Below are 18479 nucleotides of genomic sequence, written 5' to 3'. Positions count from 1 at the left end.
TGAACCTCGTGGGTGTTGTCAGTGCATCATCAACGGTGCCTGATCCTTCTCCAAGTCGTCTAGCGGTTGTCCGATTTCACGGGCCAAGGCGATGCCTGCCGCGATCCATATTTGCCCCAGTTCATTGAACGCTTTCAGGTGAGCAGGATCTTCGTTGAGCCAATGAACAAGGCTGTCGAGGTGTGCGGGGTTATCGGGGCAATCATGGATCTTGATGAACAGTTCCAGTGTTCGATCCCAGATCAGGTCCATGTCGTGCTCGCGCTGCTCATCCATGCTCACCCTTGCCTCCATTTGGTCCTATCAGACCGCTCAGTCACTGGTCACTACGGGCTCTAATTCCTGGGGGAACACATGTCACGTCGCGACAAACAGCTATTTCAGTCAATATAACAACCCTATAAGTCGATAATCAACCGATAAGGATGTTCATGTCAATGGGTCTTTGCTCAACCATTCGGGTTGAATTGGAGAACCCATCACTTGGCACATAAACATCCAACCCAAGCCCAAATCGGACGCATGATCGCGAAGCACCGCACCCAGCGTAATCTGACCCAGGAAGAGGTGGCAGAACGCCTCGGAATTGGCAGCGAAGCCATTTCGCGCCTTGAGCGGGGTGTGGTGGAGCTCTCCGTGGTCAAGCTGATGCAGTTAGCAGATATTTTCGACTGTCGAATGGATGAGCTGCTGACGGAGTCGAGCAATCGCCCCAACGACCAGGGCCAAATGATCGCGGGCATACTGAGCGGTCTTCAAGAACGCGACCGTGCCTTTATCCTGACGACCGTCGAACAGCTGGCCGTTCATTTCAGTAGCAAATAACCTCTTCGCCCACTGGCTTGACGTCGTCACACCCGCTCTGCTGTAGTGCCTCAGGATCATCGCTTAAGGCGACCCAAGACCGATTCGCTCCGGGTAGCTCGGTCGGACCCTCAGAGTTCGGAGCCTTTTCTTCTGCGGAATTTCATTCCCGCTTTGTGCTCGACCGGATCAATGTGGCGGATGACCGCTGTTGCCTCTGCCAGGCATCAGCGGTCATCCGCTACGGCGATCGCATTCAGTCCCGGAGCCCGCCGGGGAAACACTGGGCACCCTTTGTGCGCGGATGCGTGCCAGCGTATTCCGACCCAGGCCACGATAAGGGTCGGTTGGCGAATCATGGCGCAGTTAAATCAAGTTATGCGAGGAGCTTGTCGACTGCGTCAGACCGCCTAAGGTGGCTTTTCTATTCCTCGCCTGGCACCCCGCCAGGCCCGCTCTTCATTTTTTCAATCCAATAATTTCCACTGTATTCCGGCTATAAAAAATCAGCTTACGGCGTCTTGACGCTCCCCCGTGACAGGCTTATACAAAGGGCGTGGTTCGCTGTCGTTGACAGCCCAGCCCAGGTAGCTTGAACCTTCAAGGCTACGCCACGCTCGTGGTGGTTTACCCAAGTGCGATCAGCATTCGGAGGCTCGCACGATTACCGCTTCAGCGGTGATGAATGCCTACTACCCCAGATCCGTAGACCACTACTGCGGATTCCCTTCTGCAGCATCGCTCTTCCCCAAGCGCATCGATCTGATGGTCATCGGCTTGCCGGTGACGAGTCGTTCATCGTTCGCCTTCACCTAACCCACCCTGACGGGGACTCACTTCCCCGTCAGGGGCTGTGCGTCGCCGTTTTCCTTAAAAGGAGAACCACCATGGCCCACGCCAACCAATCCCAAGAAGCGACCACTTACTTCAACTTACACACCGTCGGTATCGGCTACCTCAACCGTGTTCGTGAAGTACAAGTCCGCCGCGGCCAGCCATTCATGGCCTGCGATATCGCAGCCCTGCATGGTGCCACCGATGCGGTCGAGTACACCCGCTTCGACTGCAAAGTCGCTGGAGGCGAAGCTGAACGCTTGATTCGTCTCTATATGGACGCCGTCAAAGCCGAGAAAAAGGTCTTGCTGTCGTTCCGTATCGGCGACCTGTGGATAGACCCATTTCTCTATGAGAAAGGCGCTAAACAAGGCCAACCGGGCGCCAGCCTGAAAGGTCGTTTGCTGTTCATCGACTGGATCAAGGTCAACGGCGTATTTGAGTACAAAGCGCCCGCCAGGCAGGAGGCAACAGCACCTGCTGAGCAAGCGCCAAACAGTGAGCCATCCCCAACATCGGCTGATGCCGAAGCTGAGGACACCGACAACCCAACAGAGTCCAGGATTGAACCTGAATCTGCACCCACTCCCCGCACGGCCCGCCGTGTCGCCACACGTGCTGCTCAGTCCGCCTGAACAGTCCACGGTGTTTTACATCAAGGCGCTCAATCGAGCGCCTTTTCTTCAACCAGCACAGGAGAACCAGCATGGAATCCTTCTGGCTTTGCGACGACTGCCTGTTCGCTGCGGCTTACGAGGACTACAGCACGTTATCGCTCTACTACACGACGGATGAAATCGGGAAACGCATCGCCGACCTCCATCGCGGACTGGTTCGGCTAATGCCCATCAGTGCCGACTTCGATCCCGAAACTGGCCGTGGAATAACGACCTTCTCCCCATTGCCCTGCGACGGTTGTGATTCACACCTACACGGACAACGCCACCGATTCACTCGGCTGTAAACAGCACGTCATCGGGCAATGCCCTTGACTCTATATCCACCTCGGGGACGCCGCTCCCCCTCGGGTGTGTACCCCGGATTGTTCCCTTCGGAGGTACCCCATGAGCACCCCACTCACCCTGATCGAAACCTCGGATGTCGAGGCTGATCGTATCGTCCTAGAAAACCAGCTGATCGACGAAGCGCTGCACATTTTGGATCGTCGGCTGTTCACCCGCGGCCCCGGCCTGACTTCACCCGACACCGTGGCCTCGTACCTAAAACTGCATGTTGCGCCAAAAGAGCATGAGGTTTTCGGTGTGATTTTTCTCGATGCCCGCCATCGCGTTCTGGCATTCGAAATCCTCTTTCACGGAAGCATCGATGGCGCCAGCGTTTATCCGCGCCAAGTCGTCAAGCGCTCCCTCGCACGTAACGCAGCTGCTGCCATTTTTGTTCATAACCACCCCTCGGGATGTACGGAACCCAGCCAGGCAGATCGCGTCTTGACCGCACGGTTGAAGGAGGCCTTGGCGTTGATCGAGGTTCACGTACTGGATCATTTCATTGTGGGTGAAGGTCGCCCACTTTCTCTTGCCGAATACGGTTGGCTTTAACCTTTAAAGGCGCCTCCGGGCGCCTTGTTCATTTCCCTCTGGAGAAACCTCATGAACCCTTCACCCCAACCCCCAGCGCTGCTGGAAACCTCAAACCCATTTGCTCGTGGCTACGGCAACTTGCATATCGAGCGACTGCTACTGATCACCTACGCAAACAACTGCCCTCCCTGCTTTCGCTCCATACACGAGTCACAAGCTCATCTACTCGACGATGCGTTAGAACGGTTTCCCTGCGTGTTCAATGACGACGCCGCCTTGATCAGCGAAGGCCAATCCATTCCGGATGAATTGGAAGAATGTTTCCAGTCCACCGGGCTGGTGCGGCAAGTAGTCTATGCCGTGACTGGCGAAATGCTCGATGAGCGTCATCACGTCGGTGACCTGTACTCCCTCGAAGAAGCCCAAGCCATGGTCCATCGTTTGAGCTTCGACACAGGACACTACAGTCGAGCCTGGGAGATCAGTACCGCACACCTCACTGACGATGCACTGCGCCACTTGGAAAGCCGAGTTGGCAATGTCGACTCCAAGCCAACCGGACTGCTGTTTGAACCCTTTGCCCTGTCAGACTGCAATGGCGTCGGGTGTAAGCTGATCGGCACGCCCTGGACCGACGATAACTTGGTTCAAATCGAGGGCAATCCTTACGCGTCGCTGAGGCAAGAGCAACTCGACGCCGGTACGCCGGAAGCCTTTCAACGTACTGTATCTGGCGGCATTGGCGGATGTGAGGTTATTGATTTTCGACCCCGACGCTGCCGTCTTGGATGGGCTCGCCATTTATGACGAAATAGCAACGCGTTCAACTTAAACACGACCCGTCTTGAATCAACTTACTCACTGAATCGCTCCTTCACCTCATGTCAGGTTCTGCACTGAATCTGACATGAGGTTTTTTCCATGGAGCGTTTTTTCACGCCTGTCTGCCTGCTGGGTTTGTTGAGCGCCTGCACCGCGCAAATCCCCAACCCTTTGCCGACCAATCCAGAGATCGACAGTGGCTCCAATCGGGCCCAGCACTCGAAGGGCATAGCCGAAGAAAGCCATCCGGCAGAGATTCGTTATGGCCGCTACACGCTGGTTAGCAACGAGCCCACCACGGAACAACGCGATCTTCTTGCCCAAATCATTGACGTGAGCATCCCGTCCAGCCTGAACCCTTCGGTGCAGGATGCATTGCAGTACGTATTGCAGCGCTCGGGCTATGCGCTCTGCCCCGTTACCGCGTCGGTGAGGGTGCTGTTTACTCGGCCCCTGCCCGCGGCCCATTACCGGCTCGGCCCGATCTCTTTGCGCCGCGCGCTCCAAGTGCTCGCTGGCCCCGCCTGGCAACTCACGACCGACGAAGTCAGCCGTTCAGTCTGCTTCGAACAGCAGAAAACGGAGGCCGGCGTCGCGCTGATCACACCCGTCTCGCCCCATCTGTTGGAGGTACGCCCATGAGAGCCTCGACGTTTCAAACCCTCATCGTTGGGCTGCTTTGCTTGGCGGTCGCCGGCCTGAGCGGTGGTTTGTATAACCAGTATCAACGCGTGGCCGAACTGCAGAGCACGAACACCCAACACCTACAAACCCTGGACACCCTGCAACATGATTCAAGCGCCCTCAAGGATGCCCAGGAGAAGCTGCAGTACGCGCTGAAAGACCTGAAGCAGATGGTCAATACCGGCGAGCAACAGGCCAATACCCTCGATCCGATGTTGGATCAGTGGGCGCAAGAGATACAGGAACTGCGTGATGGTCTCGCAGCCCGCGCCACCCAGGCAGACCTGACAGCGCTGCGCGCACGCCTTGAACAGGTCGAGCAGCAGCTCCTGGAGCACAAGACCCAGCCATCACCCCCATCGCCGACGCCTTCTGCGACCAAACCGAAAAAGACCGCTCGCCCCACACCCACCCCGCTCTCGCCACCGTTTTCAGTATTGAGTGTCGAGTCCCGCGGTGGTGAGCGCTTTCTGGCGGTCGCACCTCATGACAGTCGCTCGCTCACGGATGTCCGGCTGCTACATAGCGGTGAGCAGCAAGGGGCTTGGCGCCTGAAAATACTGGAGCCGAACTCAGCCATCTTCGCGGTGGCCGCTCAGCCAGATCAGACCGTGCACCTCCCTTGAGTAGTGATCATGAACAGAGCGCTACTGCCCACCGTTGTCTGTCTCGCTTCGCTACTGGCCACGGGCGCTGCGGTGGGCAACCCCGTCGCGACACAGTCACGGATCCAGGACACGCAGTCCGCTCCCCTGGGGCGCTCTGACTCTGAACAGGCGGCGAGCTGGGGTCTGACGGAGCAGGAGTGGACGCGCTTCGAACAGATCCAAGCTGGCCCGCGCGGTTTCTGGAGCCCGAACCTCGATCCGTTGACCGCACTCGGGGTCGAAGCCCAGACCGACCAAGATCGCCAGCGCTATGCCGAATTACAGGTAGCGCTGGAAGCCAAACGCGCCGAGCGCGAGTTGGCTTACCAAAACGCTTACACCGCGGCCTGGACCAAGCTGTTTCCCGGGCTGCTGCCGATCCAGGGCATGGCGTCCCCGCCCCCTGCCAGCTCATCGGTCATGCCGCGCCAGGCCCTGTTTGTGGAGGACCACTGCCCGGCGTGCACCGACGAAGCGCAGCGTCTGCAAAGCAGCGACACGGCGTTCGATATCTACCTGGTGGGCAGCCAAGGCCAGGATGAACGCGTCCGTAGCTGGGCTCGGCAAGCGGACATCGATCCGGTCAAGGTCCAACGCCAGCAGATCACCTTGAACCATGACCGTGGTCGCTGGTTCAACCTGGGTGCCACGGGGCCATTGCCTGCCACATTTCAACAGGTGAATGGACAATGGCAACGCCTCGACTGAGTGGTATTGCGCTCCTGCTGACGGTGCTCGCCGTCCAGGCGGATGAACTCCCGCCTCCGGCCTACCAATTGGCGGCGCATGACGCCGACATCCCTTCTACGGTGCTGTTCGCGATTGCCCTGCAGGAGAGTGGTATCCGCGTCCGGGGTCGACTGCTGCCCTGGCCTTGGACCCTGAACATCGCCGGAACACCCTACCGCTTCGCCACTCGCCAGGCCGCCTGTCACGCCTTGCTTCAGGCACTCACCCGACATGACGCCAAGCGGGTCGATGCCGGTCTCGGGCAAACCAATCTGGGTTACCACGGACAACGTTTTTCCAGCCCCTGCGAAGCCCTTGATCCCTACCGAAATCTCGCCGTGACCGCCGCGCTGCTGCAGGAGCATCACGCTGCCACCGGTGATTGGGTCTTGGCTGCCGGGCGCTATCACCGTCCGGCAGGAGGAACGCCGGCCGCGCGTTATCGCGCAGGCTTTTCCCGGCAACTCGAACGGTTGCTGGTTTCCTTTGAACAGGGCATACCACCATGAAGCGAATCCCCATTGTCTGTTATTGCATCCTGCTCTTGGCACCTTTCGCCCAGCCGGAACTGACCGTAGCCGGGGATCAGCCTAGCGACTTCACCCGACCCCATTTTCAAGTTGCCAGGCCGTCATTAAACAACAAGACCCAGCCTGCTCGGGCCATACATGCAGACCTATCTGCATTTGCCGATGAAACCTGGTTACTGCCCGTGCGCAGCTCTCACTTGAGCCCAGGCCAAATCACAAATCGCACCCTGGACATGCCGGGCTTGCAGCCATTTTTCCTTGTCGGGGAGGATCCCCAATCGTTGGCTTGGCTGCATCAGCGTGCGACTGAACTGCAAGAAATGGGCGCGGCCGGCCTCGCCGTCGAAGTGGCCGACACCGAAGCTTTGGCGCGGATTCGAACAGCCGGTCCGAACCTCACCATCCTGCCGATCAACGGTAACGACATCGCCACCCGCTTGCAGATCGAGCACTACCCCGTCTTGATCACTGCCACCTCACTGGAACAGTGAGTCTAGGTCATGGCCGAGCATGCGATGGAATCCAAGCTCCGGCCAGCGGTGGAGCTGTACACCGTAGCGATCTGCATCGCGGCCGCAATGCTGTGCATGTCCTCGCCCTGGGCCGTGGCCCTGTCACCCGAGATCGGGCAGGTTGCGGCGCTGGCCTATGCCTTGTTCGGCCTGATCCGCCTGCGACAAGCCTGGGAGGTGTTGCGCTATCGACGCAATATCCGCCGGCTGCCCCGCTACGAACTGACCAGTCGGCAGATTCCGGTCAGTCGTAAGCGTTTGTTCATGGGTCGCGGCTTTCGCTGGACCCGTCTGCACACCCAGCGCTTGGTCGAGGCCCAGGATCCGGCGGTCGCCCACTATGTCGCCCAACCGACCAGCTACCGTCTGGCCCGTGGACTCGAACGGCGCCTGGAGCATGTACCGTTTCCACTCTCGATACTGGCCCGTGTCACGGCCTGGGACAGTGCGTTCAATCCGTTGCGCCCTTTGCCCCCGGTAGGTGGCTCGCCACTATTGCATGGGGTCGAGCCCGATGAAACGGAAGTCAGTCTGCCGCTGGGCGAACGGGTCGGACACACCCTGGTGCTCGGCACTACCCGTGTCGGCAAGACGCGACTCGCCGAGGTGTACATCACCCAGGACATTCATCGCATCGAACATGAGGTAGTCATCGTCTTCGATCCGAAAGGCGATGCTGACTTGCTCAAGCGGATGTATGTCGAAGCCAAACGGGCCGGTCGGGAAAAGGAATTCTATGTTTTCCATCTGGGCTGGCCGGAGATCTCCGCGCGCTACAACGCGGTGGGACGTTTCGGACGCATTTCGGAAGTGGCGTCACGCATCGCCGGGCAGCTCAGTGGTGAAGGTAACTCTGCGGCCTTCCGTGAGTTCGCCTGGCGCTTCGTCAATATCATCGCCCGTGCCCTGATCGAGCTCGGCCGGCGTCCGGACTACCTGCAGATCCAGCGACATGTGGTCAATATCGACGCGCTGTTCGTCGAATACGCTCAGCAGTTTTTCGCCAAAACCGATCCGAAAGCCTGGGAAGTGATCGTCCAACTGGAAGGCAAACTCACTGAGAAGAACATTCCCCGGCATATGGTGGGACGCGAAAAGCGTGTGGTGGCCATCGAACAGTACCTGGCGGTGAAACGGGTATTCGATCCGGTGCTGGATGGACTGCGCTCGGCAGTACGTTACGACCGCACCTACTTCGACAAAATCGTTGCTTCGCTGCTGCCGCTGCTGGAGAAACTCACCACCGGCAAGACCGCCCAACTGCTGGCCCCCAACTACACCGACCTAGATGACCCGCGACCAATCTTCGACTGGATGCAGATCATTCGCAAACGCGGCATCGTCTACGTCGGCCTGGATGCGCTGACCGACGCCGAAGTCGCAGCCGCTGTGGGCAACTCCATGTTCGCTGATTTGGTCTCGGTCGCGGGCCACATCTACAAACACGGCATTGACCATGGCCTGCCCCCATCAGGCAGCAGCAGTGACAAGCTGCCGATCAACCTGCACGCTGATGAGTTCAACGAATTGATGGGCGATGAGTTCATCCCCCTGATCAACAAGGGTGGCGGCGCCGGTATCCAGGTAACCGCCTACACCCAGACCCTCAGCGATATCGAAGCACGTATCGGCAACCGCGCCAAAGCTGGCCAGGTGATTGGCAACTTCAACACCCTGCAGATGCTCCGCGTGCGCGAAACCGCCACCGCTGAACTGCTCACCCAGCAGTTACCCAAGGTTAACGTGCTGACCAAGACCCTGGTGTCGGGTGCGACCGACACCTCCGATCCGGAGGCCAACACGGACTTCACCTCGTCCTCACAGGACCGTGTCAGCAGCACCAGTGTGCCGTTGATCGAGCCTGCTCATATCGTCAGTTTGCCCAAGGGGCAAATGTTCTCCTTCCAGGCCGGTGGGCAGCTCTGGAAAGTCCGCATGCCGTTGCCAAAACCCTCCAACGACGACGCCATGCCCAAGGACCTACAGGAACTCACTCAACGGATGCGGGCGGCCTACAACGCGCAGGCGGGACAGTGGTGGAGCGCAAGCGGTGGCGGCCCAACAACAAACTTCGATTTAGATCAGGTGGGGTAGCCCTACCCTGACCTAGGTTTCGACTCAACAGAAAGCGATCCGGAAGACGTCGTGCCCAACTCAACTCTGCAGTGCGCAATGGAGTGAACGATGGCGACTTCCGTCCAGAACACGCCGCCACAATCGGTCCAGCGCCCGGGGTTGATCATCTCGGCGATCAGCCTGGTTCTCCGCATCATCGGATTGCTGATCGCCTCGTTGCTGTTCTCGATCCTCATCGAGTTCGCAGGCCTGCTACTGTTCTGGGGCGATCAGGGTTGGCGACACAGCCAGGCCATGTTGAATAGCGAATTGGGATGGCTCAGCGAGCACTTCAAAGCTTCACTCATCCTCCAACAACCCGGGCAAACGATCGTTCAAGTACTGGATTTTCTAAATCAGCGGCTGCTGGTCGAGACTGGCTTTGCGGATTTTGCCCGGCAGGCTCGGGTGTCGAGCCAGGGCAACGGTTTCTGGAGTTGGACCAATCAGCTATACGTGAGCATCGAGGATTTCGTACTGGCTGCAGTGTATGTGACCTTAACCTTCGTGGTGCGCCTGACCATTCTGGTCCTGGCCATCCCCCTGTTTCTGCTGGCCATATTCACTGGTTTTGTCGATGGACTGATACGCCGGGACCTACGTAAATTTGGCGCAGGGAGAGAAAGTAGCTTTGTCTACCATCGAGCTAAACGAGCCGTGTTACCACTGCTGATCGTGCCCTGGGTTATCTACTTGTCTCTACCCTTTTCGCTCAATCCCATGGCTGTGTTTTTCCCTTGTGCTGTGATGCTCGGCATCATTACGGCAATCACGGCAACGACATTCAAGAAGTATCTCTGATTCGGAAAAACCAGTTTTTTCTTTACATGTCCCGATGCCAGGATAGTTATCCAGCGACCGAAAACTAACACACCATACGGATGCAAATAAAGCTGCTAGAGGTCGTCCTCGACTCCCACTATGGATTAGAGCATCAGATGAAATGTAGGCTTCCAAGATTTGGGCGGAATTCAAGGATCTAACCAGCAATTAAACTGGTGCAGGACTGGGTCAAGACTTGCACTCTTGACTTATAATTCTCACCAATAAAAAAGGGCCCTTACAGGCCCCTGATCATCAAACCGATCTTACTGAGTACGCCACGAGTCAACAACGTCTGCGCCAAACTCGACTTTCCATTCTTTAAGTTGTCGATGATTTCCACCTTTGGTTTCGATCACCTCACCCGAGTTTGGATTCTTGTAAATCTTCACTTCGCGAGCCTTACGGACTGCCTTTACGGGGGCAGCTATTGGTGTCGAGGTACGACGACCAGCTTCTGGATCCAGGATGCCAATGATGTTCTTCAAGCTGAAGCCGTACTCGCCAAGCAACGCACGTAGTTTGCTCTCAAATTCCATTTCTTTTTTCAGACCGGAGTCACTTTTCATCGACTCGAGCTCTGCGAGCTGTTCAGCCAGTTGTTGTTCAAGCTTGCGAAATTCAGCCAAACGAGACATGTGAAACTTCCTTCAGGTTAGGGAAATGAGAAGTGAACGCCCCCATGCTAAGCGATGATTGACTCTTCGTCACCCATACGCGTTTCAAGCAGAAGTGAATTCACTCATTGCCCTATGAGCAACACATTACTAATGGGGAAGGATTGCTAGACTGGGCTCTCTTTTTCGCCCAATCGATTGCTCGTGTATGTGTGAGTAAGTTTCTTCCGCTCGCCTCCAAAAAAGCGATACATCCCATCTCGCGTTTCATACTGAGTAATTCAACCCCTAACTTGATGCTGGCGCCATCTCCACATGGACCAGCATCATGTCGACTACCGTCTTTCGCTGCTTGTTATTCCTTTCACTGGCCATCGCTCATGTCAGCGGCTATGCCGCATCGACTCATGAGCAGGAACAGGAACAGGAACAGGAACAGCTCAGCCTAGTCCAGCAGCAACTCGACACTCTCGAACGCCTTGCGACGCGAGCGGAGGCAGCCCGTACCCTTGAACCAATCGAACGCTATCGATTCGACTACCCCCGACTGACCCAGGACATTCAGCGCATCCGCCAAGGGGTGCAGAGCTATCTGTACCCCTCCCGTGCGCAACCCCGCGACCCCAGTGAACTGGTCGGTGATTACCGCCTCGACACTCCGATTGCGGAGCCCTCGCCATGAGTATGACTGACGTTCAGATCGCTGCGTTCCAAAACGCCGCCGGCTTCGCACCGCAGAGCAGTTCGACGCTGTGGCTGTCCCTGGTTCTCGTCCTGACCTTGCTGTGGTGCGCCTGGGTGATGTGGACGGCTTACCGGGGTTGGGCGAGCGGCAGCGTGCGCTTTGGAGCCTTCGGCGGCAGCGCCGCACGCGTGCTGCTCACCTTGCTGGTTTTGATGTTCTTCACCCTGTCCTAACCCAGGAGATCGCCGCCATGCTCAAGTGTTTTACTCCTCTGAAAAACAACCTGCGTGATCGTGCGAGCCAACGCTTGATCGGACTGCTGCTGGTGCTCGGCCCAAGCCTGGCTTTTGCCGAGCTCCCTACCATGGAAGCCCCTTCGCGCGGCGAAGGCTCCGGGTTGATCGAGACGATCAAAAACTATGCCTACGACGGCGGCATCCTGCTCGGTCTGCTGATCGCCCTACTCGCTTTCTTGGGGGTGGCGTGGCACTCGTTGACCGTGTACGCCGACGTGCAAAACCAACGAAAGACCTGGAAGGACTTGGGTGCAGTGGTCGGCATCGGTGCCCTGCTGGTGGTGATCATCATCTGGTTCCTGACCAAGGCGGCCGCCATTCTGTGAGGTCGGTATGAACGACACTATCGAACGCCTTGCCGACGGCACCTTGGTCTTTCTTCCAGAGCGACTCAATCGTGATCCCGCCGTATTGCGAGGGTTGACCAATGATGAGATGTGGGTAGCACTCGGCACTGGCGCCGTCATTGGCCTGCTGCTGGGCGTCCCTCTAGCGATTGCCACCGCTTCCATTGCCATAGCGCCGACCGGCATGATCGCCGGCATGGCGCTGGTGTTATTGGCCGGTGGCACGCTACTGCGCCGGGCCAAACGGGCTCGCCCCGAGACCTGGTTGTACCGCAAACTCGAATGGATGCTCGCCAGCCGTTGGCGCTTGGGTCGCGGCAGTCTGATCCTCCACTCCGGTGCCTGGACGGTCCGCCGTTCACGTCGGCTGCGTCCTGCCCTGTCACGGTGGCAGCCATGAGCCGATTTCGGAACAAGGTCGATGCCCAACAGGCCCACATCTTCAGCCTGCGTCTGGCGGTAGTGATCCTTGCTCTGCTCTGTGCCGGACTCTGGTATGGCTGGCGCTCGGCACCGACCGATCTGACCGTACATGTACCGCCAGATCTGCGCTCGGGCAGCACGCGCAAGTGGTGGGATATCCCCTCGGAGAATGTGTATGCCTTTGCCCTGTACATCTTTGGTCAGCTCAACCGCTGGCCCTCGGATGGCGAGCAGGACTATCGCCGCGCCATCTATGGCTTGCAGTCCTACCTGACACCCGCCTGCAAGGCCTTCCTCGACGGTGACTACGAGTACCGCAAGGCCGCCGGCGAGTTGCGCCAGCGGGTGCGTGGCGTCTACGAAATTCTGGGCCGCGGCTACAGCGAAGATCCGGAACTCAGGGTCAAGCAACTCGACCGCGACAGCTGGCTGGTCACGCTCGACCTCAACGCCGATGAGTATTACGCCGCCGAACCGGTAAAACGGGTGGTGGTGCGCTATCCATTGCGCGTGGTGCGTTTTGACCTGGATCCCGAGCGCAACAAGTGGGGGCTGGCTCTGGACTGCTACCAGGGCACTCCGCAAAAAATCTTCCTGCCTGGAGGTGAACCATGAAGCGGATGTCGACCCTGGGACTCACCGTCGCACTAACGCTGTGGGGAGTCGCGGCACAGGCCGTCGAGCTGATGCATTGGGAACGCCTCCCCCTCGCGGTCCCGCTAGTGATCAATCAGGAGCGAGTGGTATTTGTCGATGAGGCTGTTCGCGTCGGCGTGCCCTCAACCTTGACGGGCAAGCTGCGCGTGCAATCCACCGGCGGCACGCTGTACCTGCGCGCGTCGGAAGCCATTGCCCCGACCCGACTGCAACTGCAATCGGTCGCGACGGGTGAGATCATCCTGCTGGATATCGCGACCACGCCCGGCGATCAACCGCTGGAGCCGGTGCGTATTCTCAAGCATGCTCAGGGGCAAGCTACCGAGGCTGAATCGAGCGCCGTCCCTGTTCCAGAACGCACACCGATCCCGGTCGCGTTGACGCGCTACGCCGCGCAAAGCCTGTACGCGCCGCTGCGCACCGTGGAGTCCCTGCCCGGTGTACGCTGCGTCCCGCTCAAGCTGCGCAGCGAACTGCCGACCTTGCTGCCGACCGAAAACGTGTCCAGCACGCCCATCGCCGCCTGGCGACTCGGTGATTACTGGGTGACGGCGGTGAAGTTGCGCAATCGTGGTCCAGCGACGGTGCAACTCGATCCGCGTCGGCTTCAGGCCAAGCTGTTCGCCGCGGCCTTCCAGCATGCTTTCCTCGGGCCGGTCGGCAGTGCCGAAGACACTACGATCGCCTATCTAGTCACTCGCGGTGCCGGCCTCGAACACGCTGTGCTGCTCCCGCCCGTTGCGCGAGGTGCTGACGATGAAAGCTAACGCCTTGCTCAAATGGCTGGTACCGGCTGCGCTGCTGGGCGGGGTGCTGATCATCCTGAAAACCTGGGTCCCGGGTGGCAGCACACCTTCTCCAGAGCACCCAGTTGATCAGGGCAATATTCAATTATCCGCCGAGCAAGCCAAGTCGCTCGGCATTGCGGGCGATACCCCACGCGACACGGTCGCCACCCTGGTCGGCCAGGTGAAGGCCATGCGCAGCGACATGCTTGGTTTGAAGAAACACAACGATTCGCTGCAGACGGAAAACAACCGCCTGCGTGAGCGGGAAAACAGTGTCGATTCGCGCATCCAGACGGCACTGGGCAGCGTGACCCAACAGGTCGACGAAGGCCGCCGACAAGCCAACGAGGCCCGGCTCAAAGCGGAACAAGACAGTCGCCAGGCTCGCGGTCTGCTGACGCAATTGCAGGAGCAGTTGTCGGGGCTGACTGGCAAAAGCAAGGACATGCCGATCGGATTGGGGCTAGAGCCGGGCGATGGGGCTCAGTTCGAAGGACGACACTCTGCCACTGATGCGCTGCAGTGGATTGAACCCTCGGATGCTCCGCCCACCGACGCCCGAGGCAAAACCAAGACCGCCTCCGCACTGAGTCTGCCTACCGCCTTCAACTCACTGGAAGGCTTGAAAGACAACGCCATTGATCGCAGCCAGAAACAGCTACGTGCAGTCACCCAGGGTGAGGGTGAGCGTGACCTGACGCGATCCGTTGATCGTACCGAAGGCGCGAAGCCGGTCTACACCATTCCTGAAAACGCGACATTGATGGGCTCGGTTGCCATGACCGCGCTGATCGGCCGTGTCCCGGTGGATGGCACGGTCAACGACCCCTACCCCTTCAAGGTGCTGGTCGGTCCGGAGAACCTGACTGCCAACGGTATCGACCTGCCGGACGTCGCGGGGGCCGTGATGAGCGGCACGGCGTCCGGTGACTGGACCCTGTCTTGCGTACGCGGACAGGTCGAGTCGATCACCTTTGTGTTTACCGATGGCACCATCCGTACGGTGCCTCAGCCGAAGGCGGTAGCCAGCCGTAATGCCTCCACCCAGAGCTCGAACATCGACAAGATCCGCGGTGGGCTCGGCTACCTGTCCGATCCGTATGGCATTCCATGCATTGCCGGCGAGCGCCGCTCGAATGCCCAGCAATACCTCGGCAGCCAGAGCCTGATCACTGCGGCCGGCGCGGGTGTCGCCGCCTTGCTCGGGGATGAGCAGAACAACAGCAGCGTGATCAGTTCGGGCGGCAGTACCTTCGGGATCACCAACAGCACAGGCAACAGTGCGCTGAATTCAATCCTCAGTGGTGGGGTCAGCGACATCCGCGAGTGGGTCAACAAGCTGTATGGCGAGGCCTTTGCGGCCGTGTACGTACCACCGGCGGCACAGGTCGCACTGCACCTCGACCATGAGATCACCATCGATTACGAGCCCAAGGGCCGGAGCGTTCGCCATGAAAAAGACCATGCCTCCCTACCTGATCTGGATTAGCGTGTTCTGCTGGGTCCTGGCGGGGTGTTCCACCAACAAGGACACGCTTCTGCCCCATGGCGAGCAAACCATGCTGGACATCTGGAACGGTGCCGGTTCGCAAGGCACTCAGCAGCAACTGCTGGATGCTCGGCAGCAGTTACGCCGCCCGCTGGCTCCGGCAGATGTCTCTGCTTCTCTCCAGGAGCCGTACACGCGTACAGCGGCGAACGAGATCCGCAACCTGTTCCCTCGCCTGCCCAATCCCGATCTGGTGCTGTACGTGTATCCGCATTTGAGTGGTACCGAACAGGCGCCGGTCCCGGGTTACTCGACTGTCTTTCCGTTCTACCAACGGGTGCAGTACGCGTTGCCGGGTGAACGTCAGGAAGACTTGTAGTGCGTACCGGCGATTCGGGCAACTGCACTGCCGCGTGGAAAGCCTGGCGCAACCCATTATGCGCTCGCGCCACGTTGGCCGATGACGCCGCACTCTATGCGCACAACCCTAGCTTCACCGATCACCTGCCGTGGGTCGAGTACCTCAACACCGAGCAGTGTTTTCTGCTCGATGACAATCGTTCGGTGGGTGCGGTATTCGAGTTGCTGCCCATCGGCACTGAAGGGCGCGAACCCGATTGGTTGATGGCGGCCCGCGATGCCCTTGAGGATGCCCTGCAGGATAGCTTTGACGAGCAGGATCAAGCGCCGTGGGTGGTGCAGTTTTTCTGCCAGGACGACAACGACTTCACCCCCTACCTGACCCGGCTCACCGATTACATTCAGGACAGCGCGCGAGGCACGGTCTTCACCGAAGCGTATTTGGAACTCATCCGCCGTCATCTGAAGGCCATCGCCAAGCCCGGTGGTCTGTTTGAGGATAAGGTGGTGACGCGCCTTCCCTGGCGTGGCAACAACCGCCGGGTGCGCCTGGTGGTCTATCGCTGGCTTGAGTCTGACGCTGAAGAAACAGGACTCTCCCCGGCGCAAGCCCTGCAACAAGCTTGCGAACGAATCGGTGCCTCGCTGCAAGCATGCGGGGTGCCATCGACGCGAGTCGATGGCCGAGGTCTGTATGCCTGGTTAGTGCCCTGGTTCAATCCGGCACCCACGCTCAACGATGAGGCGCCCGAGGCGTTCTACCGTCGCGTGGCCTATCCGGAGTCGGGCGACGGTGAGTCGCTGGAACTGCCCTTCGATCACGACTTCGCCGAACGGCTATTTTTCAATGAGCCGCGTTCGGATGTGCAGCGCGGACTTTGGTATTTCGACGATCAGCCCCACCGGGTGATGGTAGTGGACAAGTTGCGCCGAGCGCCCTTGATTGGTCAACTCACTGGCGAAACCCGCAAGGGCGACGCGGTGAATGCCCTGTTCGACCAGTTACCTGAAGGTACGGTGATGAGCCTGACCCTGGTGGTCAAGCCTCAGGACGTGCTTGAGGATCAGTTGAACCGCCTGGCGCGCAAAGCCATCGGTGAAAACCTGGCCTCGACTCAGACCCGCCAAGATGTTGAAGAGGCTCGTACGATCATCGGCCGCCAGCACAAGCTGTACCGCGGCACGCTGGCGTTCTACCTGCGCGGTCACGATGAACAACAATTGCACCTGCGCTCGGTCAGCCTTGCCAACGCACTGTTGGGTGCGGGGCTGCAACCGGTACGCGAAGGCGATGAAGTCGCCGCCTGCAACAGCTACCTGCGTTGGTTACCGATGGCTTACAACCCGGCCCGCGACACGCGCAACTGGTACACCCGCTTGATGTTCGCCCAACACCTGGCGAATCTGGTTCCAGTCTGGGGCCGCAGCACAGGCACCGGCCACCCGGGCATCACCTTGTTCAACCGCGGCGGTTCGCCGCTGAGCTTCGATCCGTTGTCACGCCTGGACCGGGCCATGAACGGCCATCTGCTGTTGTTCGGCCCCACCGGCGCCGGCAAGTCGGCCACATTGGTCACCCTGCTGATGCAGGTCATGGCCGTGTACCGCCCTCGCCTGTTTATCGTCGAAGCCGGCAACTCATTCGGCTTGCAGGGCGACTACTTCGCGACACAGGGCCTGTCAGTCAACAAGGTCCAATTGAAACCTGGCGCCTCGGTCAGTCTCGCCCCGTTCGCCGATGCCTGGCGCCTGGTCGAGCAGCCGGATCAGGTGGCGAGTCTGTCGATCGATGAGCTGGACGATGAGGCGGTAGCCAGTCGCGAAGACCAGCGAGATGTTCTCGGCGAATTGGAAATCACCGCTCGCCTGATGATCACCGGCGGCGAGGCCAAGGAAGAGGCGCGCCTGAGTCGAGCCGATCGCAGCCTGGTTCGCGAGTGCATTCTCGATGCGGCGCAGACCTGTGTCGCAGCGAACCGCCAGGTGCTGACCCGCGACGTGCGCGACGCGTTGCTGCGTGTCGCCGCCGACCCGCACCTGCCAGAGAAGCGTCGCGAGCGTGCCCAGGAAATGGGCGAGTCCATCGACCTGTTCTGCCAGGGCTTCGAGGGTGAACTGTTCAATCGCGAGGGCACGCCTTGGCCCGAGAGCGATGTGACCATTGTCGACCTGGCCACCTATGCTCGTGAAGGTTACGAAGCCCAGATGTCCATCAGCTACATCAGCCTGATGAACACCGTGAACAATCTCGCCGAGCGCGATCAGTACCTGGGCCGACCAATCATCATGGTCACCGACGAGGGCCATATCATCACCAAGAACCCGTTGCTGGCACCGTTCGTGGTCAAGGGCACTAAGATGTGGCGCAAGCTTGGCGCCTGGTTCTGGCTGGCCACACAAAACCTTGCCGACTTCCCCACTGCCGCGCAGACCATGCTCAACATGATCGAGTGGTGGGTTTGCTTGAACATGCCACCGGCGGAAGTCGAAGAAATCGCACGGTTCAAGAAACTCACGCCGGCACAGAAAGCCTTGTTGCTCTCCGCCAGCAAGGAGCCGGGCAAATACACCGAAGGAGTGGTGCTGTCGAAAAAGCTCGAAACGCTGTTCCGGGCCGTGCCGCCCAGTCTTTACCTTGCCCTGGCGATGACAGAGCCCGAGGAAAAAGCCGAGCGCTGGACACTGATGCAGGAGAATGGCTGCTCAGAGTTGGAAGCGGCTTATCGGATAGCTGACCGGATCGATAGAGCGCGAGGCATAGAACCCACATAGGGGAA

Annotated in this window: 22 protein-coding genes and 1 pseudogene; 21 read left to right on the top strand and 2 right to left on the bottom strand. The window is 59.1% G+C overall.

What is annotated here, in order from left to right; translation table 11 throughout:
- Positions 1 to 18 precede the first annotated feature (18 nt).
- Positions 19 to 276 (bottom strand): hypothetical protein, encoded by a 258-nt coding sequence (locus BLW22_RS07015; protein ID WP_074844936.1) that lies wholly within the window; start codon positions 274 to 276, stop codon positions 19 to 21.
- Positions 277 to 483: 207 nt separating this feature from the next.
- On the opposite strand from BLW22_RS07015, the gene BLW22_RS07010 reads away from it, so the two are divergent.
- The 12 genes and pseudogenes from BLW22_RS07010 (at position 484) to BLW22_RS06955 (ending at position 10019) form a co-directional block, all read left to right on the top strand.
- The gene (locus BLW22_RS07010) at positions 484 to 825 is read left to right on the top strand and encodes a helix-turn-helix domain-containing protein (protein ID WP_074844933.1); all 342 of its coding nucleotides are present in this window, start codon (positions 484 to 486) and stop codon (positions 823 to 825) included.
- A gap of 866 nt (positions 826 to 1691) precedes the next feature.
- Entirely contained in the window at positions 1692 to 2273 is a 582-nt protein-coding gene (locus BLW22_RS07005) for an STY4534 family ICE replication protein (protein WP_074844930.1), read from the top strand.
- 71 nt (positions 2274 to 2344) lie between these two features.
- Positions 2345 to 2602, top strand: coding sequence for a hypothetical protein (locus BLW22_RS07000; RefSeq protein ID WP_074844928.1), 258 nt, complete (start codon positions 2345 to 2347; stop codon positions 2600 to 2602).
- Positions 2603 to 2702: 100 nt separating this feature from the next.
- Positions 2703 to 3197: a RadC family protein gene (gene radC, locus BLW22_RS06995; RefSeq protein WP_074844926.1), complete on the top strand. Its 495-nt coding sequence runs from the start codon at positions 2703 to 2705 to the stop codon at positions 3195 to 3197.
- Between the two features lie 51 nt (positions 3198 to 3248).
- Positions 3249 to 4011 (top strand): annotated as a pseudogene (locus BLW22_RS06990) (DUF5983 family protein).
- Between the two features lie 89 nt (positions 4012 to 4100).
- A complete protein-coding gene (pilL2, locus tag BLW22_RS06985) occupies positions 4101 to 4643 on the top strand; it encodes a PFGI-1 class ICE element type IV pilus protein PilL2 (RefSeq protein WP_074844923.1) in 543 nt (180 codons plus the stop codon).
- Positions 4640 to 5311: a chemotaxis protein gene (locus BLW22_RS06980; RefSeq protein WP_074844920.1), complete on the top strand. Its 672-nt coding sequence runs from the start codon at positions 4640 to 4642 to the stop codon at positions 5309 to 5311. The genes pilL2 and BLW22_RS06980 overlap by 4 nt, the downstream gene beginning before the upstream one ends.
- A 9-nt stretch (positions 5312 to 5320) precedes the next feature.
- A complete protein-coding gene (locus BLW22_RS06975; RefSeq protein ID WP_074844917.1) occupies positions 5321 to 6040 on the top strand; it encodes a TIGR03759 family integrating conjugative element protein in 720 nt (239 codons plus the stop codon).
- Complete coding sequence (locus BLW22_RS06970) at positions 6022 to 6570, top strand: lysozyme family protein (protein ID WP_074844912.1); 549 nt, start codon at positions 6022 to 6024, stop codon at positions 6568 to 6570. The genes BLW22_RS06975 and BLW22_RS06970 overlap by 19 nt, the downstream gene beginning before the upstream one ends.
- A complete protein-coding gene (locus BLW22_RS06965; protein ID WP_074844909.1) occupies positions 6567 to 7082 on the top strand; it encodes an integrating conjugative element protein in 516 nt (171 codons plus the stop codon). Before BLW22_RS06970 ends, BLW22_RS06965 begins: the two co-directional genes overlap by 4 nt.
- A 9-nt stretch (positions 7083 to 7091) precedes the next feature.
- The gene (gene traD, locus BLW22_RS06960; protein ID WP_074844905.1) at positions 7092 to 9197 is read left to right on the top strand and encodes a type IV conjugative transfer system coupling protein TraD; all 2106 of its coding nucleotides are present in this window, start codon (positions 7092 to 7094) and stop codon (positions 9195 to 9197) included.
- A gap of 90 nt (positions 9198 to 9287) precedes the next feature.
- A complete protein-coding gene (locus BLW22_RS06955) occupies positions 9288 to 10019 on the top strand; it encodes a TIGR03747 family integrating conjugative element membrane protein (RefSeq protein ID WP_074844902.1) in 732 nt (243 codons plus the stop codon).
- Between the two features lie 287 nt (positions 10020 to 10306).
- On the opposite strand, the gene BLW22_RS06950 is transcribed toward BLW22_RS06955, so the two are convergent.
- A complete protein-coding gene (locus tag BLW22_RS06950) occupies positions 10307 to 10678 on the bottom strand; it encodes a histone-like nucleoid-structuring protein, MvaT/MvaU family (protein WP_029290860.1) in 372 nt (123 codons plus the stop codon).
- Positions 10679 to 10985: 307 nt separating this feature from the next.
- On the opposite strand from BLW22_RS06950, the gene BLW22_RS06945 reads away from it, so the two are divergent.
- Genes BLW22_RS06945 through BLW22_RS06905 form a run of 9 tightly spaced genes read left to right on the top strand, consistent with a single transcriptional unit; the run spans position 10986 to position 18474 of the window.
- Positions 10986 to 11339 (top strand): integrative conjugative element protein, RAQPRD family, encoded by a 354-nt coding sequence (locus BLW22_RS06945; protein WP_074844899.1) that lies wholly within the window; start codon positions 10986 to 10988, stop codon positions 11337 to 11339.
- Positions 11336 to 11575 carry a TIGR03758 family integrating conjugative element protein gene (locus BLW22_RS06940; protein ID WP_029290855.1) on the top strand — a complete coding sequence of 80 codons (240 nt, stop codon included), beginning with the start codon at positions 11336 to 11338 and terminating at the stop codon, positions 11573 to 11575. The genes BLW22_RS06945 and BLW22_RS06940 overlap by 4 nt, the downstream gene beginning before the upstream one ends.
- Before the next feature lie 17 nt (positions 11576 to 11592).
- Entirely contained in the window at positions 11593 to 11964 is a 372-nt protein-coding gene (locus BLW22_RS06935) for a TIGR03745 family integrating conjugative element membrane protein (RefSeq protein WP_020300904.1), read from the top strand.
- Between the two features lie 7 nt (positions 11965 to 11971).
- Positions 11972 to 12385 carry a TIGR03750 family conjugal transfer protein gene (locus tag BLW22_RS06930; RefSeq protein WP_074844896.1) on the top strand — a complete coding sequence of 138 codons (414 nt, stop codon included), beginning with the start codon at positions 11972 to 11974 and terminating at the stop codon, positions 12383 to 12385.
- Positions 12382 to 13023 (top strand): PFL_4703 family integrating conjugative element protein, encoded by a 642-nt coding sequence (locus tag BLW22_RS06925; RefSeq protein ID WP_074844893.1) that lies wholly within the window; start codon positions 12382 to 12384, stop codon positions 13021 to 13023. Before BLW22_RS06930 ends, BLW22_RS06925 begins: the two co-directional genes overlap by 4 nt.
- Positions 13020 to 13832, top strand: coding sequence for a TIGR03749 family integrating conjugative element protein (locus BLW22_RS06920; protein WP_074844890.1), 813 nt, complete (start codon positions 13020 to 13022; stop codon positions 13830 to 13832). The genes BLW22_RS06925 and BLW22_RS06920 overlap by 4 nt, the downstream gene beginning before the upstream one ends.
- On the top strand, positions 13822 to 15342 hold the full coding sequence (locus tag BLW22_RS06915; protein ID WP_074844887.1) for a TIGR03752 family integrating conjugative element protein: 1521 nt from the start codon (positions 13822 to 13824) through the stop codon (positions 15340 to 15342). Before BLW22_RS06920 ends, BLW22_RS06915 begins: the two co-directional genes overlap by 11 nt.
- Complete coding sequence (locus BLW22_RS06910; protein ID WP_074844884.1) at positions 15305 to 15721, top strand: TIGR03751 family conjugal transfer lipoprotein; 417 nt, start codon at positions 15305 to 15307, stop codon at positions 15719 to 15721. Before BLW22_RS06915 ends, BLW22_RS06910 begins: the two co-directional genes overlap by 38 nt.
- A complete protein-coding gene (locus BLW22_RS06905; protein ID WP_074844881.1) occupies positions 15721 to 18474 on the top strand; it encodes a conjugative transfer ATPase in 2754 nt (917 codons plus the stop codon). The genes BLW22_RS06910 and BLW22_RS06905 overlap by 1 nt, the downstream gene beginning before the upstream one ends.
- Positions 18475 to 18479: the final 5 nt, after the last annotated feature.

Origin of the sequence: Pseudomonas marginalis, from assembly GCF_900105325.1 — a bacterium.
GTDB lineage: Bacteria > Pseudomonadota > Gammaproteobacteria > Pseudomonadales > Pseudomonadaceae > Aquipseudomonas > Aquipseudomonas marginalis.
Note: the sequence above shows the minus strand (reverse complement) of the source record. Positions and strands in the feature narration are given on the sequence as shown.